24 protein-coding genes are annotated in these 25256 nt (G+C 69.2%); 11 read left to right on the plus strand and 13 right to left on the minus strand.

Annotation, left to right across the window (positions count from 1 at the left end; all coding sequences use genetic code 11):
* Nucleotides 1–2 precede the first annotated feature (2 nt).
* Both OHU89_RS45500 and OHU89_RS45505 read left to right on the plus strand, forming a co-directional pair.
* Nucleotides 3–671, plus strand: coding sequence for a potassium-transporting ATPase subunit C (locus OHU89_RS45500; RefSeq protein ID WP_405651729.1), 669 nt, complete (start codon nucleotides 3–5; stop codon nucleotides 669–671).
* A gap of 177 nt (nucleotides 672–848) precedes the next feature.
* On the plus strand, nucleotides 849–1502 hold the full coding sequence (locus OHU89_RS45505) for a hypothetical protein (RefSeq protein ID WP_405651731.1): 654 nt from the start codon (nucleotides 849–851) through the stop codon (nucleotides 1500–1502).
* Nucleotides 1503–1556: 54 nt separating this feature from the next.
* On the opposite strand, the gene OHU89_RS45510 is transcribed toward OHU89_RS45505, so the two are convergent.
* Complete coding sequence (locus OHU89_RS45510) at nucleotides 1557–2384, minus strand: class I SAM-dependent methyltransferase (protein ID WP_405651733.1); 828 nt, start codon at nucleotides 2382–2384, stop codon at nucleotides 1557–1559.
* Nucleotides 2385–2456: 72 nt separating this feature from the next.
* Here OHU89_RS45510 and OHU89_RS45515 point away from each other — a divergent pair, with 72 nt between their 5' ends.
* Nucleotides 2457–3059 carry a TetR/AcrR family transcriptional regulator gene (locus OHU89_RS45515; RefSeq protein ID WP_405651736.1) on the plus strand — a complete coding sequence of 201 codons (603 nt, stop codon included), beginning with the start codon at nucleotides 2457–2459 and terminating at the stop codon, nucleotides 3057–3059.
* 129 nt (nucleotides 3060–3188) lie between these two features.
* Here the strand turns inward: OHU89_RS45515 and OHU89_RS45520 are convergent, their stop codons facing one another.
* The 5 genes from OHU89_RS45520 to OHU89_RS45540 form a co-directional block, all read right to left on the minus strand.
* Nucleotides 3189–3800, minus strand: coding sequence for a glyoxalase (locus OHU89_RS45520; protein WP_405651738.1), 612 nt, complete (start codon nucleotides 3798–3800; stop codon nucleotides 3189–3191).
* Between the two features lie 185 nt (nucleotides 3801–3985).
* The gene (locus OHU89_RS45525) at nucleotides 3986–7000 is read right to left on the minus strand and encodes a glycosyl hydrolase (RefSeq protein ID WP_405651740.1); all 3015 of its coding nucleotides are present in this window, start codon (nucleotides 6998–7000) and stop codon (nucleotides 3986–3988) included.
* Nucleotides 7001–7209: 209 nt separating this feature from the next.
* Nucleotides 7210–7533, minus strand: coding sequence for an antibiotic biosynthesis monooxygenase (locus tag OHU89_RS45530; RefSeq protein WP_405651743.1), 324 nt, complete (start codon nucleotides 7531–7533; stop codon nucleotides 7210–7212).
* A 54-nt stretch (nucleotides 7534–7587) separates the two neighbouring features.
* Nucleotides 7588–8055, minus strand: coding sequence for an NUDIX hydrolase (locus OHU89_RS45535; RefSeq protein ID WP_405651745.1), 468 nt, complete (start codon nucleotides 8053–8055; stop codon nucleotides 7588–7590).
* Between the two features lie 123 nt (nucleotides 8056–8178).
* Nucleotides 8179–8574, minus strand: coding sequence for a RidA family protein (locus OHU89_RS45540; protein WP_405654932.1), 396 nt, complete (start codon nucleotides 8572–8574; stop codon nucleotides 8179–8181).
* 145 nt (nucleotides 8575–8719) lie between these two features.
* Here OHU89_RS45540 and OHU89_RS45545 point away from each other — a divergent pair, with 145 nt between their 5' ends.
* On the plus strand, nucleotides 8720–9694 hold the full coding sequence (locus OHU89_RS45545; protein WP_405651748.1) for a helix-turn-helix transcriptional regulator: 975 nt from the start codon (nucleotides 8720–8722) through the stop codon (nucleotides 9692–9694).
* A gap of 70 nt (nucleotides 9695–9764) precedes the next feature.
* Here the strand turns inward: OHU89_RS45545 and OHU89_RS45550 are convergent, their stop codons facing one another.
* Both OHU89_RS45550 and OHU89_RS45555 read right to left on the minus strand, forming a co-directional pair.
* On the minus strand, nucleotides 9765–10409 hold the full coding sequence (locus tag OHU89_RS45550; RefSeq protein ID WP_405651751.1) for a hypothetical protein: 645 nt from the start codon (nucleotides 10407–10409) through the stop codon (nucleotides 9765–9767).
* Nucleotides 10410–11005: 596 nt separating this feature from the next.
* Nucleotides 11006–11569 (minus strand): TetR/AcrR family transcriptional regulator, encoded by a 564-nt coding sequence (locus tag OHU89_RS45555; protein ID WP_405651753.1) that lies wholly within the window; start codon nucleotides 11567–11569, stop codon nucleotides 11006–11008.
* A 235-nt stretch (nucleotides 11570–11804) separates the two neighbouring features.
* Here OHU89_RS45555 and OHU89_RS45560 point away from each other — a divergent pair, with 235 nt between their 5' ends.
* The 4 genes from OHU89_RS45560 to OHU89_RS45575 all read left to right on the plus strand — a co-directional run bounded on the left by OHU89_RS45560 (nucleotide 11805) and on the right by OHU89_RS45575 (nucleotide 16077).
* Complete coding sequence (locus tag OHU89_RS45560) at nucleotides 11805–12815, plus strand: alpha/beta fold hydrolase (protein WP_405651755.1); 1011 nt, start codon at nucleotides 11805–11807, stop codon at nucleotides 12813–12815.
* 579 nt (nucleotides 12816–13394) lie between these two features.
* Complete coding sequence (locus tag OHU89_RS45565) at nucleotides 13395–14213, plus strand: oxidoreductase (protein ID WP_405643957.1); 819 nt, start codon at nucleotides 13395–13397, stop codon at nucleotides 14211–14213.
* 50 nt (nucleotides 14214–14263) lie between these two features.
* Complete coding sequence (locus tag OHU89_RS45570; RefSeq protein WP_405651758.1) at nucleotides 14264–15115, plus strand: alpha/beta fold hydrolase; 852 nt, start codon at nucleotides 14264–14266, stop codon at nucleotides 15113–15115.
* Between the two features lie 617 nt (nucleotides 15116–15732).
* On the plus strand, nucleotides 15733–16077 hold the full coding sequence (locus OHU89_RS45575; RefSeq protein ID WP_405651761.1) for a hypothetical protein: 345 nt from the start codon (nucleotides 15733–15735) through the stop codon (nucleotides 16075–16077).
* Nucleotides 16078–16220: 143 nt separating this feature from the next.
* On the opposite strand, the gene OHU89_RS45580 is transcribed toward OHU89_RS45575, so the two are convergent.
* Nucleotides 16221–17264 (minus strand): hypothetical protein, encoded by a 1044-nt coding sequence (locus tag OHU89_RS45580; protein WP_405651763.1) that lies wholly within the window; start codon nucleotides 17262–17264, stop codon nucleotides 16221–16223.
* A gap of 411 nt (nucleotides 17265–17675) precedes the next feature.
* Here OHU89_RS45580 and OHU89_RS45585 point away from each other — a divergent pair, with 411 nt between their 5' ends.
* Entirely contained in the window at nucleotides 17676–18536 is an 861-nt protein-coding gene (locus tag OHU89_RS45585) for a nuclease (protein WP_405651765.1), read from the plus strand.
* Between the two features lie 133 nt (nucleotides 18537–18669).
* Here OHU89_RS45585 and OHU89_RS45590 read toward each other — a convergent pair whose 3' ends face one another.
* Together OHU89_RS45590 and OHU89_RS45595 are read right to left on the minus strand one after the other, a co-directional pair.
* The gene (locus OHU89_RS45590) at nucleotides 18670–19353 is read right to left on the minus strand and encodes a peptidoglycan DD-metalloendopeptidase family protein (RefSeq protein ID WP_405651767.1); all 684 of its coding nucleotides are present in this window, start codon (nucleotides 19351–19353) and stop codon (nucleotides 18670–18672) included.
* A 9-nt stretch (nucleotides 19354–19362) separates the two neighbouring features.
* On the minus strand, nucleotides 19363–20079 hold the full coding sequence (locus tag OHU89_RS45595) for a peptidoglycan-binding protein (RefSeq protein ID WP_405651769.1): 717 nt from the start codon (nucleotides 20077–20079) through the stop codon (nucleotides 19363–19365).
* A gap of 152 nt (nucleotides 20080–20231) precedes the next feature.
* On the opposite strand from OHU89_RS45595, the gene OHU89_RS45600 reads away from it, so the two are divergent.
* Both OHU89_RS45600 and OHU89_RS45605 read left to right on the plus strand, forming a co-directional pair.
* Nucleotides 20232–21050: a BTAD domain-containing putative transcriptional regulator gene (locus tag OHU89_RS45600; RefSeq protein WP_405651771.1), complete on the plus strand. Its 819-nt coding sequence runs from the start codon at nucleotides 20232–20234 to the stop codon at nucleotides 21048–21050.
* A complete protein-coding gene (locus OHU89_RS45605) occupies nucleotides 20957–21835 on the plus strand; it encodes a peptidoglycan-binding protein (protein WP_405651773.1) in 879 nt (292 codons plus the stop codon). Before OHU89_RS45600 ends, OHU89_RS45605 begins: the two co-directional genes overlap by 94 nt.
* A 20-nt stretch (nucleotides 21836–21855) precedes the next feature.
* On the opposite strand, the gene OHU89_RS45610 is transcribed toward OHU89_RS45605, so the two are convergent.
* The gene (locus tag OHU89_RS45610) at nucleotides 21856–23802 is read right to left on the minus strand and encodes a phospholipase D family protein (protein ID WP_405651775.1); all 1947 of its coding nucleotides are present in this window, start codon (nucleotides 23800–23802) and stop codon (nucleotides 21856–21858) included.
* A 40-nt stretch (nucleotides 23803–23842) separates the two neighbouring features.
* Nucleotides 23843–25036 (minus strand): DUF2235 domain-containing protein, encoded by a 1194-nt coding sequence (locus tag OHU89_RS45615; RefSeq protein WP_405651777.1) that lies wholly within the window; start codon nucleotides 25034–25036, stop codon nucleotides 23843–23845.
* Nucleotides 25037–25256: the final 220 nt, after the last annotated feature.

Consider the following 25256-nt stretch of genomic DNA (forward strand, 5'->3'; position numbering starts at 1 on the left):
CCATGAACAACTCCGTTACGAACACCCTCCGGTTGCTCGGGGCCGGCCTGCGCGCCCTCCTCGTGCTGACCCTGGTGACCGGCGTCATCTACCCGCTGGTCGTCACGGGTGTCGCCCAGGCGCTCTTCACCAGCAAGGCGAACGGCTCCGAGGTCAAGGCGGACGGCAAGGTCGTCGGCTCCTCCCTGATCGGGCAGTCGTACGACCTGCCGCTGAAGAAGGGTGAGGAGACCGCGTCGCCCGACCTGAAGTGGTTCCAGGGGCGTCCGCAGAACGGCCTGGGCACGAACAGCGTCAACACGCAGTACTCGCTGATCCTGTCCGGTGCCACCAACCGCTCCGGTGACAACACCGAACTGATCGCGTGGGTCAAGGCCGCCAAGGCCGCCGTCGTCAAGGACAACTCGACCGCCGGCTACAAGGTCATCGCGTCCGAGGTGCCCGCCGACGCGGTCACCTCCTCCGGCTCCGGCCTGGACCCGGACATCTCCCCGGCCTACGCCGACCTCCAGGTCCACCGCATCGCCGAGAGGAACGGCCTGACCGTCGCCCAGGTGCAGAAGCTGGTCGACGACCACACCGAGGGACGCACACTCGGCTTCATCGGCGAACCCCGGGTGAACGTCCTCGAACTCAACATCGCGCTCAAGGACCTCGTCGCGAACAACTGACGGCCTTGCGCGACCCAGAGGGGAGTCGGCGGCCGGAACCACCCCGGACCGCCGACTCCCACCACCGAGACCGTGCCCGTCGAAGCGGTGCGGCGGGCGCACCCTGATCCGGCGGGCCGCGCGAGTCGCTGTCAAACTGACGTGCTACCCATGTCCGGCAGGCCATAACGTCCTGGGATGAGCAGCTTCAACACGCACCGCAGACGGGTCTACGACGAGCGCTTGCCCGCGCGTGCCCGCCACGCGAATCTGCGGTCCTGCCTCGTCTCCTTCGCGCCCTACGGCTTCCGAGCCACCTATCACCACCTCTGCCGCAGCGCGGGGATCCCCAGGGACCCGGAAAAGGACCCGGGCTCGCTCCTACGCGCTGTCGAGGAGCTGCAGGATGCCCGGCAGCTGTGGCTCGCTGACGAACGCGCCTATGTCATTCGCCGTCGCGCGGAGAAGGCACGTGGCTCGCGGCACATGGCGTCAGATGGGGCATGGCGAGGCTGGCAACGTGGGTGGGGGAGGATCGCCTACTGCCCCGAGCCGACGATCCATCCGGACGAGCCGTTGCCTGTGGTCGTCGAGCGGGTGCTGCGTTCGTCGGTCCCGCCCGACCAAGCTCTGGCGCTGACGTGCCGTGTCTGCGGAAACCGGGACAACACCAGCGCCTGGCACGACGGCTACCACTCGATCTATCAACTCTGCGGACAGTGCGGTGTCAGCCTCGCGGTGGAGCAGGCCGACGCGCCCGACCCGCTGCTGGCGGCCGCTCACTCCCGGCAGTGGAAGGACATCTGGAGGCTGCGCAACGAATTTCCCCGCAATTCCGCCCGAGGTTTGTGAACGGAGAGTGCGGCTCAGGGATTGCTGGGCCTGCGCGCGGTCTGGCCGATGGATTCATGAGGTAGCGGCGCGTACGGCGGTCGTTGCCAGGGTGGTGTAGTTCATCGTGAAGCGTCCGCCGAGGGAGTCGATGGCGTCCCCGACCGCGTTCAGTACCTCGGCCAGTTGATCGGGAGGGAGCTGGGTGAGGCCGCCGGTGGTGGGGAGCAGGTCCAGCCATTGGTCGCGTGTGTAGGACTGCTCCCAGTCGAATCGCCACTGTTCGGGATCGTTGAACTGTCCGGTCTCGCGGATCTTGTCGGCGAAGTTCGCGTACGCCGCCTGGTAGAGGTCGAGCGGACGTCGGGCCTGTTGGACGTTGAGCGGGGAGTCGGGCGCCGCGCGTCGGTAGGCGGCGGCGAACGGCTCGGCCACCTCGGCCGGCGGCTCGTACACGTGCCCGAAGATCGCCAGTCGTCCCCCAGGACGCAGCACATGTGCTGCCTTCATGGGTCCGGCGACCGGATCCACCCAGTGCCACGACTGGGCAGCGATGACCGCGTCGAACGTCCGGTCGCCCGACTGCCAGCCTTCGAAGGCCCCCACCTCGACCTGCAGGCCACGGGCTCGTGCGAAGTCGGCCATACGCGCATCGGGTTCGACGCCGAGCACGGTGCAGCCGGCGGCCTGGAACTGGCGGGCTGCGATGCCGGTGCCGCAGCCGACGTCGAGTACGTCAGGGCCGGGGGTCGAGGCGATGATCCGCGTCACCAGTGCGTCGGGGTAGCCGGGCCGGGCTTGGTCGTAGCGTCGCGCGTCCGCGCCGAACGACTCGGCCATGCGCCGGGCCTGATGGGGCTGTGCCGGGGAGGGTTCCGGTTGCTCTCGCGGTAAGGTGGGCATGCGCCCACCTTAGTGGGCGTGTGCCCACTCGGCAACGGATGTCGGCGGGTTGACGCACGAGAGGATCGACGAGTGCCAACTGGGGTGCACCTTCGCGACGCACGGCAGCAACTGTTCGACGCTGCCGAACGCGTGCTCCTGCGGGACGGGCCGAACGGGCTGACCAGCCGGGCCGTCACCGACGAGGCGGGCTGCGCCAAGGGCGTCCTGCACCGGCACTTCGCCGACTTCGACGCCTTCCTCGCCGACCTCGTGCTCGACCGGGCCGCGCAGTTGGAGACGCAGGCGAGTGCGCTGCGCGCGTCCGCCGGCACCGGCACGGTGGCCGACAACCTCACCAGCGCGCTGACCACCCTGTTCGGACCGATTCCGGTGGCGATCATCCCGCTCATCACCTTCCGGGACGAGCTACGCGCTCGGCTGCGGCAAGCCAGACCCGGAGGCGGCATCGCGATCCTCGCCGAGGCCACGTCCGCGATCTGCGCCTATCTGGCCGACGAGCGCGAACTGGGCCGTATCGCGGCCGACGCCGACATCGACTCACTCACCCTCTCCCTGGTCGGGGGCGGGCATCTCCTGTTCGCAGACCGCGACCCCGGCCCGCCGGCCACGGCAGCCGTCAACAAGCTCGTGACAGCGGTCATCGCCGACGCCGTGCAACGACGACCCGCCTAGAAACCCCTGACAACCGGCAAACGCAGATTCACCACCCGCGGTCCGGCCACCCGGTCTGAGCCAGAGCCGACCTCGCCGTCAACTCGGGCTGGGACCTCCCCAAGGAGGCTCGATCCAGGGTTCGGCACCTCATGCCACAGGCTCCCAAGCGAACCCGTCCGGGTCGGTGAAGGGCCCGGCATCGCTGCCGATGGCGATCCGATGCGATCCAGTGCCCTCCGGCGACACGCCGGCGACCTTGGCCAGACCGCGATGTCCGTACAAGGACAGCTTGACGGGGCTCGACGAGGAGTCGAACTCGACGTACTTGCTGCCGAAGCTCTTCGCCACCTTGAGACCGCGGTCGACATAGAACCGCTTGGTCGCCGCCATGTCCGCGACGCCCAGGAGCAGAACGATCTCGTCGATCTGTCGGCTGTCCGGGCCGGAGTCCTTCTTCGAGGAGCTTGCGATCTGCCAGATGGTTCCGTCCGGGGCCTGGACGACGCCGCCGTAGCCCCACAACGACTTCTTGGCGGGCTTGAGGGTGGTGGCACCGGCGTCGAGTGCGGTGCCGACGAGGCCGTCGACGATCGACGGCTGGGACACGACGAGCGAGAGCGTGAACCCGCGGAAGCCGGAGGTCGGTGCCTCGGAGGCCCGCAGCCGCACCTGCTTGCCCAGGCCGAAGGCGTCCGCGTAGAAGTGCTCGGCGGCCGTTACGTCGGCCACTTCCAGGGTGATGCAGTCGATTGAGGTCATGCCTTCACGCTAGGGAACCTCGGCGGCCGTCGCTTCTCGAATCCTGACCGGTGTTGTCGGCCGGCGAGTGGTTGACCGTGCCCGGCATCTTCCGCGCGGAAGATGCCGGACCGTCTCCCTGGCCGACCCGATGTACTGGAATGTGCAAGGTGACAACTACCGCGCTCACGTCCGTGCGGACGCCGTCACCTCACCGGAGCCTGGGCGTACGGCACCAGGCGGACGGGGCCGGAGAGGCCGTATGCCTGGCGGGTGGCCGTGCCGAAGACGGAGGGCTGGCTGACGCGTAGGCGGTTGATGAGGGGCGTTGCCACCTCCACCTCGATCACGTTGGTGCCGGGGCGCAGGTGTCCGCCGAGGTCGATGACCGGGTGGAGCCGGTCGGCGGGGGCCAGCCGTGTGCCGTTGACCGTGACCCGGAAGGTGTCGCTGACGGTGCCGAGTTCGAGGTGGGCGCCGTGGGCCGAGGTCCAGTCGGCGGGCAGGGAGACGGTGGTGCGGTAGCGGCCTATGCCTGTGGAGTCGGCGAGTTCGGGGATCTGCGACCAGGGCAGCAGGGCGTCCAGGGTGAGGCTGCGCCGGACGATGTCGGTTTCGGTCGCCTCGGTGCCGGGGCGCCAGTCCTGAACGTCGAGCCGCCAGCGGTCCAGTGTCATCGGGCCCGGTACCGCGGGCAGCGTGGTGGTGACCGTACGACCGTGGGAGAGCCGGGTGGTGTACGTGCCGCCGCTTGTGGCGCGCACGACCAGGCCGCGGTCGGTGAACAGGACGCGGTCGGCGGTGCTGTCCACGGCGTGCTGCCGGTTGCCGTTGCGGTCCCCGAACAGGCCGGGCCCGACAAGGGCGATGACGGTGGCCTGACCGGGTTCCAGGGTGACGCGCACGGTGATGGTGTCGCCGTCCTCGGTGTACCGGCCGATGCGGGTCGCCTCTCCCGTCCATGGGTTGAGCAGGTAGGGGATGGCCGTGCCGCGCCGGGTGCGGCGCAGGGTGACGTCGTGGTCGATGGCCGCGACAGGCGGCTTGACCGTCTCGGCGTGCTTGCCGTTGCAGAGGTAGTACAGGTCGGTGTCGCCGATGACGCGGTGGGCGTTGAGGAGCGTGGAGGAGGCGGCGTAGCGGGCGTCGGGGGCGATGCCGAGGGCGGCGAGGGCGTCGCCGACCGCGCTCTTGTCGGTGCCGGCCTTGACGTGAGGCAGGGCGAGGAGGCTCGCGAGGACCCCGCGCAGTTGCTCCGTCTCGTTCTCACCGGGAACGCCGGGGGTCAGCGCCTGGTCGAACGCGCCGAGCAGGACCATGGGCAGTCCGGCCCGGGCCAGGCTCAGCAGCTTCTGGGCGTCGGCGAGGGCGAGGATCGGAGTGGAACCGTAGAAGAAGTCGCCCTCGACGAACAGCGCCTTGTACGCGGGGCCTTCGGGCGCCAGGCGGCCATCCGACACGCGGGCGGCGGGCAGGTCGAGCAGGGGACCGCTGAGGAACTGGTGGGTCCAGCCGAGCGGGACGCCCGTCGCGGTGAACCAGGACGCGCCGATGCCGGTGGCGGTGTAGCCGGTCTGGCGGAAGACGGCGACGTCGGCTCGCGCCGTACCCGCCTGGAGAACCTGGTGCACGCGCCCGAGGTATCCGGCGATGTCTGCGGCGTGCCGCCAGGTGGGCTGTCTGGGACCCCACGACTCGCCGTAGCCGGGCGCGCCGTTGTAGGGGCTGAAGGCGGCGAAGCCGGGCCAGCTCACGCCGGGGGCGGTCGCGTACGAGAAGCCGTGCACCACCGTCTGGTTGACACCGGCGGCGTACGCACCGCCCATGGTGCGCAGGAACCGGTCCCAAGTCGTGCTGTACGCCGAGCCGTTGTAGGCGCCCGACTCGCAGGACAGCACAGTGTGCCCGGCCATGTCCCGTCCGCCCGCCAGGCAGCGGTAGTCGTCCAGGTTCTTGAAGCCGAGTGACTCTCCCTCCGCGATGTCGAGGAGCGCGGCGGAGGCGATGGCGTCGGTCTGCAGACCGTAGGGCTGAGCTCGCAGCTCCATGCCGAGGGAGTGGGCCCAGTCCCTCAGGGCGGTGACGTGGTGCGTGTTGAACAGATGGGAGACCGTCTCCCAGAAGTCGTGCCGGATCTGCCGGGTGATCTGCGCCTCGAAGGCGAAGACCTGGTTGCTCTTGTCCAGGACGAGTGCCGGCAGGTACGGCAGCAGCGACCGGCCCCAGCGCTTTTCGAAGGCCTCGGGCAGTGCCGAGGTCCACACGAGGGAGTCGGTCTCCAGCTCGATGGAGTCCTCGAAGAAGGCGCCGCCCGCGGCCTTGAGGAGTCGGCGCATCGTGCCGGTCAGAACGGAGTGGTCCCAGAAGTCGGTGACGGCGGCGGTGCCGGTCGGGCTGAAGTGGTCGACGACATAGGCGGCCGGGGCGGAGTGCGGGCCCGACTCGGGTTGCTGGGCGGTGCCGCGCTGCCAGTAGGAGATCAGCACCCAGTCGCCCCCGGCGGGAGCGGTCCAGCTCAGTGCGCCGTCCTCGACGGTGGCGGTGACGTCCTGGACGCTGGCGAGATCGAGGCCGGTCTCCTTGCGCGTGGCGTTGGCAGGCTCGACGCGGGCCGCCTGGACGGCGAGCAGGGTGCGCCGGGTGACCGCGTCGGCGGCCACACGTACGGGCTCGGGCACGGGGCCCTGGTAGGTGGTGCCGCCGGTCACGGAGACGCGTCCGTAGGCGAGTTCCTGGGCGGCCGACTCGTCGTCAGGGGTGACACCGGGTACGGCGACAGGCCAGCTGGGACCGAGCGTGAGGTCGACGGTCAGGCCGCGGCGGGCGGCTTGGCGCAGGGCGGCCTCGACGCCTTCACGCCAGGGAGCGCTGCCCCAGCCGTGGTGTGCGGTGTCGAGGACGGACTTGTCCTTGAGGCTGTGGTGTACGGCGGAGACTTCGGCGCCGCCGAAGCCGGCGTCGGCGATCTGGTCGACCTCGCGGGCGATCTCCACCGGGTCGACGAGTCCGTCCGGCCACCACCAGCGGAACTTGGGGCGCACCGAGCGCGGGGGAGCGGCGAACCAGTCGCCCGACAGGGGGTGATGGCCGGTCAGCGGAACGGCGGCGTTGGCGTTCATGGCGCCCGTCGCGGTGAGCGCCGTGGCAGCGCCTGTGGTGAGGGAGGCGGCGAGGACCGCGCGGCGGGATATCCCGCCGCGCTGCGGGATGGGCTTCTGCATGGGTTACGCCCCCAGGTAATGAAACGTTTCAATCAGCCGTAAACGCGGGAACGTTAAGCCTGGATTCGCCGACGGGTCAAGATCGGCGGACGAAATCCCTTCCCTGCGCCACCTGGTGGGAGCGTTGGCAGGCGATCCGAAGTGAATCGAGCCGCTGTCCCGCTGACCGAGGCGCGGTCCGGGCCTTGCCGAGCGGTTCGCAGGTTTGCTCAGATTGACTGCTGGCGGCGGTCGAGTACCTCGAAGTGGGCTGACCGCTCGTCGAAGTCGGAGAGCACGGCTTGGGCGGCCGCCGGCACGTGTGCCTGCTCGTAGTCCTCGCCCATGAACGCCTGCACCGAGGCCAGGTTGTCGAACCACATCAGGGTCACGAATTCGACGTCGTTCTCGCGCTCGCGCCGCATCAGGTCGATCGACTGGAAACCCGGGATGTGCCGGGCTTCGATCCCGGGGATGACCTGCCCCCGGACGATGCGCTCGTACGCGTCGGCGTTCGCCTTTGTGGTCCAGCCGCGCCACACACGACAGATCATGGGCGAAGTCTAGGCGCAGTGCCCCGCAGGGCCGTTGACGGGATGCTGCGTGGCTCAGTACTGGATCAGGCCGCCGACCGGGACAGGTGCGACGTGGCCGCTTGCCGGAAGGGTCTGGGCCAGGGCGAGGCCGATGTCGACCAGCGATGACCGGCGCATGGCAGCCACATCGGCGAACGGAGTCCAGACCGACTCGACGATCTCGCCGTTCGGCTCCGGCCGTAGCCGGCCGCCCGTGATACGGACCCGGTAGAAGATGCCGACGTTCTGGTGCTCGACTCCCGCACGCGCGGAGGCCGCGGGGATCACCCGTGAGTCCACTCCCAGCAGGCGATCCACCACCGCGGCGTATCCAGTCTCCTCGGCGACCTCCCGGATCACCGCATCGAACGGATCCTCGCCGTGCTCGACCCTGCCGCCCGGAAGGGTCCAGCTACTCCCGCCCTCCGGCGGCACGTGACGGGCGAGCAGCACCCGCCCGTCCTGGATGCACACGGCATACGCCGCCAACCGGAAACTCATCCCCGCACCCCCCGCCGCCAGACCCTATCCAACGGTCAAGCGAGGAACGGCCGGACCGCCGTGACCCTCGGCCGCCCCCGGGTACTGCTCCGGACCCGGCTAGGCAGGAACGGCGAGTTCACATCATGCGACAGCGGTCCCCTCGAGCTCGACCAGCTGGCCAGGGATCGCCAGTCGCGCCACCCCGAGCATCGTGGTGGTCGGCGCCACCCCGGCGGAACCCAACCTGGCCGCCAGTACGCCGTAGTGCGGGAAGAGCAGATCGACGTCGGTCGTGTAGACGTTGAGCCGGACGAGGTTCGCGAGGGACATGCCGGCCTCGCCGAGCACGGCCTCCAAGTTGTCGATGCTCAGCGCCAACTGCGCCGCCATGTCACCGTCATGCTGGGGCTTGCCGTCGCCGCTCATCGCGGTCTGCCCCGAGATGTACAAGGTCCGTGTGTGCCCGGAGACGACCTCGCCCTGGTTGAACCCCATCTCCACCGACCACGTCACCGGGTTGACCGCCGTTCGCTCCACTGCCACTTCAGCTCCATTCGATTCATCGGGAGTGCGTCCGTCACGTCCGCCTGCCGGCTCGGTAGCCGCCGGCCCTGACGTCGCGTCAACGAGCCTCGCAACAAATCACGACACCCTCAGTCATGTATTCGGCTAGCGTTCTCGCATGCGTGCCGACCGGTTGGTCTCACTGGTTCTCCTACTGCGCCAGCGGGGTCGGATGACAACGGACACCCTGGCTCGCGAGCTGGAGGTATCCACCCGCACGGTGCTGCGCGACATCGAGGCGCTGTCCGCGGCCGGCGTCCCGGTCTATGCCGAACGTGGCCGACACGGCGGTTTCGCGCTGCTGCCCGGTTTCCGGACCGAACTCACCGGACTGAACCACGATGAGGCGCTTGCCTTGCTGACCGCCGGATCAGGCCGTGGCGAGCAGGTGTTCGGCCTCGGCTCGGCGCTCGCTTCGGCCATGCGGAAGGTGGTCGACGCGCTGCCCGAAGGTCACCGGACCACCGCGAGCGACGCGGCGCAGCGATTTCTTGTCGAACCGGAGACCGACCTGCTCTCGCGTCGGCTGGCCACTGATGAGGTACCCGGCGCCACGATGATCGAGGTCCGGCGCGCGGTGCTGGCCGGGCACAAGTTGCGTATCCACTACGCGGCCTCAGGCCAGACCGCACAGTGGCGCACGGTGGACCCGATCGGTCTGGTCACCGTACGCGAGCGGGGCTACTTGTTGGCCACGAGATCCGGCGAGGACCGTACCTATCGGCTGTCGCGGGTGCTGGAGGCCGAGGAGCTGCCCGAAACAGCACAGCGGCCAAACCGGGTCGATCTGGACCGGATCTGGCGGGAGCGCTCCGCGCAGTTCCTCTCCGGCGGCGACCACATCACCGTGCGGCTACGGGTGGACCCGGCGCGGCGGGAGGACCTGCTGGACACCGCGCTGGCCGTCCGGGCCGAAGAGCCCGACGCAGACGGCTGGCTGCGGCTGGAGGTGACCTTCCAGGATGCAGAACACGCCGAATGGGCGCTGTGGCAGCTCAGCACGGACGCGGAAGCCCTGGGCCCGCAGTCGTTGCGCACCTCTCTGCGTAACCGCGCCGCCGCGATCACCGCTCGCTACACAAACTCATCGTGAGAGGACGGTGCGAGGCTGGGCGTCGGACGAAGTCCGCCTGGTGAACCACCTGACCGTCCAGGAGCCCGGCTCAGTAGCGCTGAGCCTTGGCGATCTCGGCCGTCAGCTTCGGCTCGGCCGGCTTGCGGCTGATGGCCAGCGGCTGCGCCCGATCGCCGGGCTCGAGGTCCTGCGCACCGACGAAGCGCGTCTCGACGACCTTGCCGTCCGGGTCCCGGAAGTCGACCTGGACGGCGTAGGACGCGGTCTCGTCCGTCCGGTTGGTGATGTTCACGACGAGGGCGAGCAGACCGCCCGTCTCCGCGCGCGGCAGGCCGGTCATCGAGACGTCGGCCGTCGCGTTGCCCCGGCCCTCGACGTCCGCGAGCTCCTTCTGCGCCGCCTCGTTGGCGCGTGCGGCCTCGGCGGACACCGAGGCCTCGAACGCGGAGGCCCGTGCGGAGGCGGAGGAGGCCGCGGCCGAGGCCGCCTCCTTGGCGGACGCCTTCACGGACTCCCCGATCGAGGCGAGGGCGGACGGCGATGTGCCGGAGAACGACGCTGTGTCGGCCGCCGTAGGAGTCGGGCTGAACGAGGAGGTGTCGTCACCGTCGCTGTCGGTACTGCACGAGACGAGCGCCGCCGCACTCACGGCTGCCAGCACGAGCCCGACGACCGAGGCCGCGGTTCGGCGCCGCGGTGAGGGGTCCTTTGCCTGTGACACGTCGGCACTCATGCGGTCAAGCCCCTTCCAGCGGCATATATGAATTTCACGGCTTTTGCCGGTTCTCATCCTGTGTCCGAGGAGACCGCCGGGCCACTTCAGGGGGTCCAACGGGACGTTCCTCGTGCCCGCGCACGACAGCCGCCGGGGACACCTGGCGCTGCTCGCTCCGATCGCCGCCCGGCTCGGCTCGGCAGGGGTGATCAGCCGCGCGTGCTGGTGTAGCGCACGCGCGAGTCCCACTGCTCCTTCGCCGAGGCCATGCACCACTGGCACAGCGGTTTCTCTGGGGTAAGAGGTGCGGTGCGAGAAGGAGTTCATCGACTCAGTGCAGCTCAGCGCCGGTGTAGATGACGGTATCCGGTGCAACAGGTGTGGCGCCATCGCTGAATCGAGCGATGGCCCCAGCTGTAGAGCGGCTTACTGCGGATCGCGCCTCCAGGGGCATGCAGAGCGGGCGAGGCTGGCTGGAGGTCACGATGTGGACCGGGAAGAAGAAGGCTTTAGGCTCGCGGCTCGGGGACGGGGGCTGGCATGAGCGCTGCTGACGCGCTGCGGGCGGCGTCGGCAGCGATGGGGGATTTCGCGTCCCGTCGCGACGTTGCGACTTAGCCGCGTGGCCCCGCGCCGTGCAGGAGGGTGTCGATGACGAGCGTGGCCAGTGCGTCCGGGTCCTGCTCCGCGCCGGGCTTGTTGATGGCTTCGCTGAGGAGGGCGTAGTACACCTGCCGCGTCCACTCCAGGTCTGCGTCCGGGGCGAGTAGCCCCTCGCGCTGCGCCCGGTTCATGAGATTGACGGTGTGGGTGTTGATCTCGCCCCAGAGGGCGGCTGCGGCGGGGGTGTGAGCGGTGGCGTGGCTGAGGGTGAAGCGCCAGGTGTTCTTGACCCGTAGGACGTTCGACGTCACTCGGTGCAGCGCCACGAGTGCGGGAGCGGCGTCTGGCCGGGCTTCCTCGATGGCGTCGATGAGCTGCTGCTTGGCGGAGACGGCGAGCGCCTCCAGGAGGGCCTGTCGGTTCGCGAAGCGGCGGTGAACGGTGATCCTGGTCAGTCCCGCCGCCTCGGCGACCTGTTCCATGGAGGCGCCGGCGTCCTGGGCGAAGACCTGCTCGGCCGCCTCCAGAATCGCGCGCACACTGCGCTCGGCATCTGCCCGCAGTGCTCGGCCCATGTCTGTCTCCTGTCTGGTTCGCTACCCGGTCCCTTGTAGAGGATACGGGAACGCTACGGGTATCTCATTAATTGATTCTCTGATGTTGCAATACTGGCGATAGATGATACCTTAGTGTCACCGTTAAGGGATCGCGCCGCACCGACGGAGCGGGCGTCTGCACGACCGTCGCTCACGACCGGTATCCCGTCTCCCCTGCCGGAGGAGACATCCGAGCCCGACTCAAGGAATTGGCATGCCCACAATGAAGCTACGCACCCGTGTCTCCCGACGCACCGCAGTGGCGCTGGCCACCATGTCGGTCGTTGCCGCCGTCGCCGGCGCCGCGCCGAGTGTGGCGAGCGCAGTGAGCGACAGCTCCAGCGTCACCCGTCACGCGGTCGTACAGACGCAGAGCCCCCAGAGCGCCGCCACCGCCCCCAACCTGCGCGTCAAGGCCGCCAACGGCGTCACCTACCAGTACCGCCGCTTCGGCAACCCCAGCGCCGGCAGCGTGCCCCTGATCTTCCTCCAGCACTACCGCGGCACCCTCGACAACTGGGACCCCAAGCTCATCGACACCATCGCCGCCAAGCGCGAGGTCATCCTCGTGGACAACGTCGGCGTCGGCGGCTCAACCGGCACCACACCCAGCACCATCCAGCAGATGAGCCTGGACGCCATCGACTTCATCGACGCCCTCAAGCTGCCCCGCTACGACGTGTTCGGCTTCTCCCTCGGCGGCCAGGTGGCTCAGGAGGTCGCCCTGCGGCGCCCCTGGCAGGTCCGTCGCGTCGTCCTGGCCGGCACCGGCCCGCAGGGCGGGGTCGACCAGAGGGCGTCCGACCCCAAGGTGCTGGGGAGCGTGTTGGCGGACAACCCCGGCCCTGCCGACCTCCTCTTCCTGTTCTTCAAGAACACCGCATCCAGCCAGGCCGCCGGAACTGAGTTCCTGCGGCGCCTCGGCCAGCGCACCACTGACCACGACGCGCCCGCGAGCCTCCAGACCCGCGACGCGCAGCTCACCGCGATGTCGGAGTGGGGCATCCCGGACAAGTCCAAGCTGGTGCGGCTCAACGCCCTCTTCCAGCCCACGCTGGTCGCAGACGGGGACAGCGACATCCTGATGCCCCCCAAAAACTCCCGCCTGTTGGCCAAGTACCTCCCCAACGCCCAGCTCAGCATCTACCCGAACGCCGGCCACGGGTTCCTCTTCCAGTACGCCGCCAAGTTCGGCGCCGAGGTGAACACCTTCCTCGACCACTGACAAGCCATCAATCCATCACCGCGAGACGGTCACCGACACCGCACACGGTGACGGCCGATCAACACACCTGCCCCGCCGGAGCCCCGTCCGGCGGGGCAGAGCCACGCAGAGAGTCCCCCCGGCGTCCTCGCAGCCCTCCGCGTCACGACTGCGCACCCCAGACCATTCGCTCACATCTGCGCCGCCATCGAAGCCATGGGCCCAATGGGCGACTGAGGCGCCGCCGTGGCCGGCGGCGTGTGCTGGCCGCGAAAGGGTCGGTGCGTCGTCCTGGCCGTCACGGCGACGGCCTGCGTGTCCGCCCGGCCCAACACGTCGTTGCAGCTCAGCCCGCCGTCCGCGGGTCTGCTTCATGGAGCCGGCGGCACCTCGGAACGACCCCTGCCCGGCAGCGGCAGCGTCAGCCCATCCGTTGACCCTCCGTAGAGGATACGTTGACGCTACGGATAACCGATTAATTGATGCTCTGTTGTTGCCGCTACAGATAAATCTGATACATTGGTGAAACCGATTGAGGGATGCCGGAAGCGGTCCCTTCCACGGCAAGACACACGCGATCCCCTGAGTCAGGAGTCCGAAATGGCAACGACGACACGACCGGTAGCCCTCATCACGGGCGCGTCCTCCGGCATCGGAAAGGCCGCCGCCCTCGCGCTGGCCGCGGCGGGCTACGACGTGGTCGGCACCAGCCGCAACACCGTGCACGTCACCCCTGTGAAGGGCGTGACCTTCCTCGACCTCGATGTGACCAGCGACGATTCGGTGACCGCCGCGGTCGCAGCGGTGATCGACCGGTTCGGACGGATCGACGTCCTGGTCAACAACGCGGGCATCGGCTCGGCGGGCGCCGCCGAGGAAAGCTCCGCCGCGCAGGCGCAGGGCCTCTTCGACATCAACGTCTTCGGCGTCATCCGCATGACGAACGCCGTCCTGCCGCACATGCGCGCCCAGCGCAGCGGACGGATCATCAACATCTCGTCCATCGTCGGGTTCATCCCGCAGCCCTACATGGCGGCCTACGCCGCCTCCAAGCACGCCGTCGAAGGCTACTCGGAGTCCGTCGACCACGAGGTACGCGAGTACGGCGTACGGTCCTTGCTCGTCGAACCCGCCTGGACCAACACCGCGATCGAGGCGGCCACCGTGCGGCCCGACCAGCCCCTGGACGTCTACGCCAAGCGGCGGCTCGCCTTCGAGGAGTACATGGCCGGCGCGGTCAAGGGCGGCGACGACCCCGCCGTCGTCGCCAAGGAGATCGTCGCGGCGGCCACCGACGCCAAGCCCAAGCTGCGCTACACCGCCGGCGCCATGACCGGACGCGTCCGCACCATGCGCCGCATGGTCCCCTCCCGCATGTTCGACCAGCAGCTGCGCAAGCTCAACCACCTGCCCGCCTGACGACTCCCAGAAGACCTCCACGACACATCGACAGGAAGGCGAACCCCGCCATGAGCACATACATTGCAGACGCGGCCGAGGACCTCACCGTGGAAGGACCCTCCGCGACGTTCACCTACCGGCGCATCGGCCCGCGGGGCGGTATCCCGCTGGTCCTGCTCAACCGGGTCCGCGGGACCCTCGACTGGTGGGACCCGGAGTTCCTGGACCACCTCGCCGCCGGCCATGACGTGATCGTGTTCGACAACGTCGGCACCGGCTACACCACCGGCACCCCGCGCGACTCGGTCGAGGGGATGGCCGACGGCACCGTCGAGTTCATCGAGGCCCTCGGCCTGCCGCAGGTGGACCTGCTCGGCTGGACCCTGGGCGGCACCACCGCCCAGCACATCGCCCGCCTTCGGCCCGACCTGGTGCGCAAGCTGGTCGTGGCGGCCGCCAACCCCGGCGGCACCGTGCCCGGCGCCCCCGACCCGGACCCGAAGGTGCGGGCCACCATGACCAAGCCCGAGAACACCGGGGACGACCTGGTGTTCCTGTTCTTCCCCGAGACGGACACCGGCCGCGCCGCCGGGTACGAACACCTCGCCAGGGTGGCCACCCGGCTGGCCACCGGACGCCCCGACGTGTCCGAGGCCGCGGCCATGGGCCAGATCGCCGCGATCCAGAAGGACGCGTCGATCCCCTTCGAGCAGGTGCGCGCGGACCTGGCGAGCATTCGGCAACCGGTCCTCTACGCGACCGGCATGCAGGACGCGATGATCCCCGCCCTGGCCTCGTACACCGCCGTCCAGCACGTCACCGACGCCACCCTCGTCGCCTACAGCGACGCCGGCCACGCCTTCCTCTTCCAACACGCCAAGGACTTCGCCGCCCAGGTGACGGCCTTCCTCGCCGACTGACCGTTCACACGGACACCGGCCCCCCAGGAGGCACGACAAAGTCGGGACGCCTCCCGCACCGAGGAGAGTCATCGTGCAGTTGACCAGCGACCCGGCGCGCCGCGGTCGCGTCCGGCAGCTGCACGGCCCCGGCAACGACCTCCGGAAACGACGGCCCCACGCCTGGAACGCAGCACCACCTGGCCCGCATCGACGGAGACGAGAGCCCGAAATCCGTCCCACTTCGGCTCCGCAGCACAGCCAGGTCGCAGATCGGGCACGGACACAGGGGTGGTCAGCATCGGCTCCGGCAGCGTCCATGTCACCTCCCATCCCTTCCACCCGCCATGTCCGCCACCCGAGTGGCTGCGCATCGCCCGGCGAGCGACGTACAACTCCGCTCGCCAACGACATGAGGGCCCCGGCCGCAGCACTCGAGGGCGTGGGCATACTGCTGGCCATGACGACCCCGCTCCGTACCCGCGTGTACGCGATGACCGTCACGGTGCTGGTGTGCGTGGTGGATAGCGGAGCCTGCTTCGGCTTCCTCCTGGACGGCTGGGCGGGAGTCGCAGCGGGCGCAGGTGCCGCCAGCCTGGGCGCGGGATTCGGAATGCTTGTCCGCCCCCGGCCGACGGGTGACTTCCGTCCAGTCCGCCAGGGGCGACGGCTATGCCGAAGGGATCGCCGACGTGGTCCTGTTGAGCATCGCGACGTACGAGGCCTCGGTCTTCCCACTCACCTCTGATGGGGTGAGCGATGAAGAACAAGAGGCCCGTCGCACCGTCGCGTACCGGCTCTCCGCCTACGACGGCCTGCCCCGTTCCGTTCGCGTGTCGGCGGCGGCCGCGTTGGAGGCTCTTGACGACGGAGCGGACGCCGAACGTGCCTGCGCTGCCGTGAAGGAACTGTCGCTCGCCATATATGACTACCGCAGCGGCCGTTCTCTGCAGGGTGATGCCTCGGACTCCAGCAGCGGGTAGAGATCACCCAGTTTCTAGGGCCCGACTGCCCAGCACGCCCGGCGGCCGGAGACCTCGCCCGTTCAAGGGAATTCGGCGGCTGGTGTCTTCGGCCGGTGCGCTTGAGCCGGTTAGCATCCTGCCCGGCTAGTGCGTACTGCCGATCACCGCCTGCTTCCGGAGCCACGCCGCCGGACGCGGGGGTCAAGGTCCTGCGGGGCCCGCTCTGTTCCCGTGACGCGGGTGTCTGCGTCGGCGACGACGACGGGCACGAGGAGATCGGGGAGGGAGTCGACCCAGGCCCGGTGCTGGGTGGAGATGTCCACGAGGGGCTTGGTGCCTTCCGGGTTGGTCTTGGGCCGCGGAAGGAGTCGCAGCCGGGTCTGGTCGGCGGTGGGGAAGCGTTCGCGGACGCGCTGCTGCTGGCGGCGGATGGTCGCGGCGGTCTCTGCTCCGATCGGCAGGCGCCGGCCGAGCCGGTAGGCCTTGTGGTTGTCGTAGACCAGGACGTCAGAGCCGTCCGAGTCCTGCTCCAGGCAGTTGAGGGCAAGGGTGTTGATCTCGTCGGGGCGCCGTCCGGTGTCGATGAGCAGCTCGGTCGCGACGCGGACCTCGATGCTGCTCATGGCCTCCAGCTCGTCGAGCCGGGCACACAGCTCGCGCATCACTTCCTCCGGCAGGTCACGCCCGGCCTCGGTGTCCTCCGGCTCGTCGGGCATGTCTTCGGGCGAGATCGCGAAGTCGGCCGGCATCCCCTCCAGCAGCTGCCCGGGCGCGGTGAGGCCGAGGGCGCGGAAGCGGAGCAGGACCCGGCGGACGAACCGGGTGAAGGCCAGCCGCCGGGCCGGACTGATCTGCCCGTTCGCGGTGAAGTAGCCCATGCGGTTGGTGAAGGCGACGATGTCACTGCGGCCCCATGCCGCGGGCACCGCGCCGCGGTCCGGACGCTGCACCCGCAGGCTCTCCGCGAGCATGCCCACGGCCGCGATGATCGTCCGGGCGTGCTGGACGGCGTTCTTGTTCCGGCGCCGGGGCAGGTCGTCGTACACCCAGACCTTCATCGCCTCCCGCAGCGGCTCCTGCAGCACGGGCGCGAACGAGATGTGGCCGGTGTAGCCGAAGACCGCCATGTCCCAGACGTCCTTGACGCGTTCGGCCTCCGGCGTCATGTTCAGCAGGCGCAGCGCCCGCTGCCAGGCCCTGATCATCGTGACCTGTTCGCGGCCGTGCCCGTGAGCAGCCGGATCCGGCTCAGAAGCAGGCTCTCGCGGACCTGCTGACGCGTTTGGAAGAAGTGGACGTCATCGAGTCCACCGAGGAAGAGATCGCCCAGGCGCAGGAAGAGGTGGCCAAGGATGTGGGCTGGTAGGCCCCCGGAGTCACTCACCATCTGCAAGGTTCGACCTCGGGGCGAGACACAAGGCCACTCGGGGCAAAGGGCGTTGGGTCGGAGGCCCCCTGCTCCCTTACCCGCACGACATGCGGAACCGCTGTTCGAGGCGCACCATCTGAAGTAGGGGGACGACGAGCTGTGCGGGTGGTCCTGACGAGCCGTACGGGAGGGGCTTCGGTGACGGCGATCTGCGTCCATTCGCCGGCGAACCCGCGGAGGAGTCGTCATGCCGATGCTGCTCATCAAGGGCTTCTACGACGTCAAGGGCTCGCAGCCGGACGGGGACACGGTCGCTTTCACGGCCGATGACCCCTCGCAGTGGAGCCTGGTCGGCGGCGGGCTGGGCCGCGCCGTCGAGCACAGCGCAACGGGCCGCGCGAAGCTGCGGCTGGACGCGATCGACGCGCTCGAGACGCACTACGGCGCCAACCGCGTCCACCAACCGTTGCGGTTCGCTCACGCCGCACGCGACGAGCTGCTCAACTGGCTTGGCTTCACCGACGTTCAGCGCCTGCCGGACGAGAGTGTCACCGCCACCACGCCGGAGACGGTTCCCGGGTTCGTGCTCACCCGCGGTTCCGATGTCCACGGTCGTTGCATCGCCCTGGCAGGGCGCGGAACTGCGCCAGGGGCGAGCGGTCTGGAGATCGACGTCGACGTCACTGTGCTGAGGACGACGGTCAACCACCATCTGCTCACGAGCGGGTTGGTGTACCCGACGTTCTACCGCAGTCTGTTCACCGGCCTGCGGGTGGAGATGGCCACAGCGGCGAAGCAGGCCCGAGAGGCGGAGCGGGGTCTGTGGCCGAGCGATGTCACCACGACCGGGGCGAAGATCACCGGCCTGGCCTCCCTGACGGACGACGTCGTGCTCTTGCCGAAGCTGTTCCGCCGCATGGTCGACTACCTCCAGCTCTCCATGCCCCTGACGTGCGTCCCGGCCTATCTCGCCGGCGCCAGGGACCGCTATTCCATCCTCTCCACCGGCGAGCGCTGCGTGGGCCTGCACCGGGTCGTGGAGGTCACGAACGGCCAGACCCTGCGGATGACGCATCCGCCCGAGGACCTGCTGTTCGAGGACGCCTGACGCCCACCGCCTGACGCCCACCGCTGATCGCCTGTCGGGCATCGGGCGGTCGGGCGTCGGGGCTGGCGTCGGGGCCGGCGCCAAGGAAGTGCCAGTCCCCATCCCGATCCCGGTCAGAGCCGTACTCCCGTATTCACCAACTGGGCTTGGCGACATTGCCGTAGGCCCAGGTGCGGCCCTTTGACATCTCGAAGTGCAGGTGCGGGCCGGTGGAGTTGCCTGTGCTGCCGACCTTGCCCAGTTGTTGGCCTGCCTTGACGTGTTGGTTTGTGCGTACCTGGCGCTGGGAGAGATGGCAGTACGTATAGATGTGGCCGTTGTCCGCCGCCAGGCCGATCCAGTCGCCGTACGCTCCGCCGTTCTTGTTCGACCAGGCGATGGTGCCGCTGCGTACGGCGACCACGGGGTCGCCGGAGTCAGCGGCGAAGTCCTGGCCGGTGTGCCGACCGACGCCGTCGGGCTTCCAGGCGTAGTTGCCGCGCTCGAAGAACTGGAAGCTGACCTTGTGGCCGGGCACGGGGGAGGCGACTCGTCCCGTGGCGGGGCGCGGTGTCGCGGGGCGTGCCCCTTTCGCGTTGACGGAGAATCCCGTGAGGCGGCCGAGGGTGGTCAGGGAGGTGGGGCCCGGTATGCCGTCGGCGTCGGTTCCTTTGAAGCCCTGTTTGCGTTGTTCGGCGCGGTAGGCGGCCTTGGTCTGTTCGCCGAAGAAGCCGGTGGGGCCGTCGGGGAGTTTGTGTCCGCGTTTGATCAGGGCTCTCTGTACGGTGCGTACGTCTTCGTTCCGCTTGCCGAACCGGACATTGGACAGTGCGACCATCGGAGGCTCCTAGTACCAGTGGGGAGCCCGGTTCGGATCGGCCTGCTGGACGCGGGCGGCGAAGTTCGAGCCGGACTGGTTCACGTCGTAGCGGTCGCGTACGTAGTTGACCGTCGCGCACATGCAGGCGACCACGTCGTAGGGCGTGGTCGCGGTGCCCGCCTGGTGATGGTGGGCGAACGTGGTCGGAACGCACTGTGTGGCACCCCGGGAGCAGTTCAGCGGGAGGCCGTCGGCGGCGCGGGGGCCGTGCGCGTTGGAGTCCGTCTTGTTCACCCGGAACTTCGGGTGGTTGGAGGCGGATTCGCGCTTGGCGATGGTGGTCAGGGCGGGGACGCCGAACTTGGGGTCCATGCCGGTCAGTTCGCATGCCTTGCGCGCATAGCGCTGCATCGCCGGCGCTCCGGACTCGTTGCCGGGGTCACGGAAGGTGACCTGGGCGAGGGCGAGTCGTCCCTTGGGAGCAGTCGGTGCGCTCGCGCCGTTGACGGAGAATCCGGTGAGGCGGCCGAGGGTGGTCAGGGAGGTGGGGCCCGGTATGCCGTCGGCGTCGGTTCCTTTGAAGCCCTGTTTGCGTTGTTCGGCGCGGTAGGCGGCCTTGGTCTGTTCGCCGAAGAAGCCGGTGGGGCCGTCGGGGAGTTTGTGTCCGCGTTTGATCAGGGCTTTCTGCACGGTGCGTACGTCCTCGTTCCGCTTCCCGAACTGGACGTTCGACAGAGCGACCATGAGTCAATCCTTCGAGTTTCGCGAGGGGCCACGCTTGTCCGAAGGTACGGAAACGGGTGTCACCTGGGCGTCATCGTGGCGTCACCGGTGCTGAATTGCACGGTGTGACAGCGGGGCCGAAAATGGAAACAACACGCCCGCCAGAGAAGGCGATGAACGTGGCTTCTGCTCCTGCCCGGCTGAGACTGCTCGGCCAGTTCCGGCTGGAACTGGACACCGGGACCGTCGAGCTGGGCCGCAACGGCCAGCGCCTCCTCGCGTACCTGGGACTGCGTGGGCGCGTGTCCCGTACGGTCCTGGCCGGCACCCTGTGGCCCGAGGTCACCGAGGGGCACGCCCGGGGCAGCCTGCGCACCACCCTGTGGAAGCTGCCGCCGGGCGAGCCGCCCCTGATCGGCTGCAGGGGGGACGCCCTGCAGGTCACCCCCGCTCTCCGGGTCGATGTCCACGCCTTCACGCGGACGGCCCTGTGCGTCGTGCAGGGCGATGGCCCCCGGGTCGGGCCTGCGCTGGGCCTCCTGACCGGCGAGGACCTGCTGCCGGGCTGGGACGAGGACTGGGTGCTGCTGGAGCGGGAGCGGCTGCGGCAACTGCGGCTGCACGCCCTCGACGCGCTGGCCGAGGCCCTGATACGGCAGGGCAGACCGGCGCTGGCGATGGAGGCGGCCTGGGCGAGCGTGCGCGCGGAGCCGCTGCGGGAGAGCGCGCACCGGGCTGTGGTGTCGGCGCATCTTGCGGAGGGGAACGTCGTCGAGGCGGTGCGTCACTACGACGCGTTCTGCCGGTTGCTGGACGAGGAGCTCGGCGTGGAGCCCTCGCCTCGGTTCGCCAGGATGCTTCCCGAGCGTCCACCAGACAGAGCCAGGAAGGCGGCATCATGCACCAGAGCGTCCGCGACTACTGGATCACCTTCAACGACCCCCTCGAAGGGCGAGTCCACTTCATGTACCTGGACGTCAAGGGGTATGTGAGCACCGGCATAGGCAACAAGATCGACGAAACGGCCCGGGACAACTCCGCACCGACCGCGGCGGAACGGGCCGCCTCGCTGGCCGCAGCCAACAGACTGCGCTGGCTCGTCAACGACGTGGACACGGAGGCCTCGCCCGACGAGGTCGCGCTGGACTGGGACGCGGTGAAATCGCATCTGGAGCTGGCGCCGCAGGGGCTGCACGGGAAATTCCAGCAATTCACCCGCCTGCACGTCGACGACGCCGAAATCGACCGCCATGTCTTCGAAAAACTCGACGAGATGGAGTCGGTACTCGTTTCCCGCGACGGCTTCCATGACTTCGCCTCCTGGCCGGCCAGCGCCCAACTCGGCGCATTGAGCATGAGCTGGGCGATGGGCCCGAAGTTCCGATTTCCCAAGTTCCAGGGGCATGTGGGAGCCCGGAACTGGGTGGGCGCGGCCGACGAATCCCACTTCACCCCGGACGTGGGCACGATCAGAATCCGCAACAAGCTCGACCGGGCGCACTTTCTGCTGGCCCGCGCCGTGGAGGACCAGGCCCTGCCCCTCGAACAGGTCGCACTGGATGTGTCGGACGTGTTCGGCGTACAAGGAGCGCTGCTCGCCCTGGGCTTCAAGCCGCTGTCCCAGGACGGTGTGGACGGCCCCCTCACCCAGGGCAAGGTCAAGGAGTTCCAGTCGGCCAACGGCTTGGCCGAGAACGGGGCGTTCAACGATCCGGACACGGTGTCCGCGCTCGCCGCACAGCTCACCGGCCTCGGATTCACCGTGTTCGGCGCCTGAGTGTCTCAGCAGACAGCGTCTCAGCAGACGGTGTGCGGGTTGAGCAGGTTGCGCAGGAAGGACTCGGGGTCGGGGATCAGGTCCGCGAGGGCGCCGAGGTCCATGCCCGGCACCAGCGCGAGCGGCAGGGACAGCGGGCCGAGCACGATGGGCGCCAGGAGCTGCCAGTTCTCCATCTCCTGGAGGGAACGCAGCAGTTCGCGTACCGTCTCTCGCCAGTCCACGGCGGGAACCTGCGGGGGAACGGGGAAGTTGACCAGATGGCCGATCTTGCCTCCGGCCGTCGGCATGCGCCCCAGACCCGCCAGCGGGTCCTCGTGCAGGGACGGGTCCTCGTTGAGGTGCTCTCCCCAGATCTGCGTGCGCAGTTCACGGACGGACTTGCCGGCCTGGTGCGGTGCGCCCCCCATCGCGCCGTCGATCAGCTCCGTGTCGAAGATGCCGAGCTGGAGCTCCGAATCCGTGGTGTGGGAGCGGAAGTTCAGGTTGGCGCTGCCCGCGGCGACGTACTGGTCGTCGGCGATCAACAGCTTGGCGTGGACGTAGACCTGAAGGCTGGTCGCCGCCTGCTCCAGATGGAAGCAGTGGACGTTCGCGGGTGCGGCGGAGGAGATGCGCTGCAGGGCCTCGGCCCGCAGCGCCTTGTGGACGTCCTTGAGGCCCGGCGCGTCGAAGTCGCGTGCGGTGACCAGGATGACCTGGACGCCCCGGGCGGCGGCGTCGCGCAGGTCGTCGACGACGAGCGAGGGCCACAGATACTGGTCCTCGATGTAGATGAAGTGCCGCGCCCGGCGGATGGCCTTGCGGTAGCCGGCCACGACGGTGAACTCGCCGCCCGGCAGGAAGGAGTAGACGCCCTTGCAGGTGAGGGTGCGCAGCACCTGCACGGCCTGGGTGCCCGAGGCGGTCGGCGGCCCGGGGGCCTCCGACCCAGGGATCGGCGCGGGCGTCGCGTCGATACGGCTAGGGCGTGTGGGGTCGTTCCAGCGCTGGACCAGGCTCTGCCAGATCTGGCCGACGGCGGGCCCGAACACCGCGCACTGCACGTCGTGCCAGCCGGGCAGGGAGATCTTCTGTCCGAGGAAGTCCGGCTCCCGCTGCCGTACGGGCGGATCGACGTGCGCGGCGTTGTCCCAGCGGTCGAGGCAGACGTCGATGCCGCCGACGAACGCGCAGGGCCCCTCGGCGGCACCCTGCACCACGGCGCACTTCTGGTGATGGGAGCCGAAGTCGCCCACACGGGCGTCGAGGACGGCCTGCGCCCCGGCATCGACCAGACCGGTGCGGAAGTCGAAGTTGTCCTTGGACGGCAAGGTCGGAATCCTCGGTCTGCGCACCGGCAGCGTGGAGAACTGCGAGCCGTACAGCAGCGCACGGACCACGACGCCGTCGGCGCGGAGCTTGAGGAGCCGGTCGAGGATCCCCGGTGCGCCCGCGACCGCGGGAAGCAGCTTCTGCTCGGGCGAGAACCGCCAGCCCGCGAACAGCACCCGGTCTCCGGCGGTCAGACCGTCGAGGCGGGCGGCCAGCGTGTTGTAGTAGGCCTCGCCGTCGACGAAGAACAGGATCAGGTTGTCCAGGGTGAAGGCGGGGGAGCGGAAGCCGCCCATCTCGGCGTCGGTCAGCAGCCACTCATCGGGAGCGAGGCTCGGGGCGGGCGGACGTTCGAGGGCCGCGCGGATCTCGTCCAGCTTCAGGACCGTCAAAGGCCCTACGTCGTCGATGATCTCGGCCGGGGGAACCCCGAGCACCTCCGCCTTGAACCGGGCCACCGCACCGGCCGTCTCGTTGCCGTAGTCGCCGTCGGCCCCGAACTGGGGCAGACAGTCGGGATCCCGGTCCAGCAGGGCGATCTGTACCTTTCGCACAGCCGGATCGGTGCGGTGCTGGGACCGCGAGATACGGTCCTGGTCCTGTGCGATGGCTTCCAGCAGCGGATCGCCGGCGAAGAGTGCGGAGGTGAGCATCGCGGGGCTCCTTCACGCTCGGACGGCCCAGATCGTGATGTCACGGGGCCCGGTGGAATCCCTTGGACGTATCGGCCGGCGCCCCAGGCGGGATCGGCGGCAGGCCCGCGGCGAGGCCCGGCAGCAGCACCGGCTCCAGCCGCACCCGCTCCTGAGCGTCGAGGTAGCGCTCCAGTTCCTGCGGCCGATAACCCGCGTCCCGGTCGTAGCGCTCCTTGGCGGGAACCGCGAGGAACTCGTTCCCGTCGGGCTCGCCCTTGTCGTCCACCGCCGAACCCAGGGGGCGATGCAGCGGCTTGGACAGTCGGTACATGCCCGTACGGGAGGTGTGCAGCATGCTCGAACCGTCGGGCCGTACCCGGAAGTCGATGCTCTCCTGCGGCTTCATCACCTTCGGCCCGGCCTCGCCCAGTACGTCGGTGTCGAAGTCGAGACCGTATCTGCGGGCCTGATCGACCATCCACAACAGGGCGACATCGGAAAGACCCGCCTCCTTGTAGCCGCCGCCGACATCGGCGTGCACCCCGGCGAACCAGACCTGCTTGAGCTCCTGGCCCTCCCGGTCCGCTCCTGGCTGCTGATGCCACAGGGTCGGTCGGAACGCCGAGCGCTGCTCGTCGACGGACAGAGCGTGGAAGGCGGACCTGACCCAGCTGCTCAACTCGGTGTTGTGGAACGCCCAACGGCGGTTGAACCGGTCCGCCGCCGGACGCAGCCAGGCCGTGTCCGGGACCGGGATGCCGAGCGCGCCCACCGTGTCCCACACCCCGATGAAGCGGATCTCCGTCTCGCGGGCGTACGAGCGGCGGAACAACGTGGCCGCCGCGCCGTTCGGTTGCTCGATCCGGTCCCGGTACAGCGCCCAGGCCTCCGGGATCCGGTCGGCGTGGTCCCGCCGCAGCACACCGCAGTTGCGGAGCAGTCCGACCAGGCTGCGAGCGGTGAACGCGCCCCGGCTGAAGCCGAAGAGGAACAGCTCGTCGTCGGGTTCGTACGTCTCGACGAGGAACTGGTAGGCGGCGGCGACGTTCCGGGACAGCCCCACGCCGAGCGCGCCGCCGCGCAGCCGCTCCCGCCGCTGGGTGCCAACGCCGCTGTGGTAGTAGACGCGTTGTTCTTTCCCGTCGGCGGATGCCGGGCACAGGGCCAGGGCGACCTTGGCGACGTTCGTCTTGCTCGGCTGGTCGGCGAAGTTCCACGTGCCGTCGCAGCACACGACCAGACGCTTGGCCATGATCATTCCTCCTCGCGAGAGCGTGGAGCGGTACAGAGCACCACCACCAATGCTGGCACCGCACAGGGGGCGGCGCCACGCGAGGTGCTCCACGCCGCGCCGCTCTTCCTCTACGCCGATGATCACGCAGCCGCCGGTCGATGTGGCGAGTGTTGATATTCCGGCTAGGCTGGTGAGTTGTAGCAAACGCACGCAGCCTTATGTGTGCTGTGGCAGCGAA

The sequence above is a fragment of the Streptomyces sp. NBC_00019 genome (genome assembly GCF_045041015.1).
GTDB lineage: Bacteria > Actinomycetota > Actinomycetes > Streptomycetales > Streptomycetaceae > Streptomyces.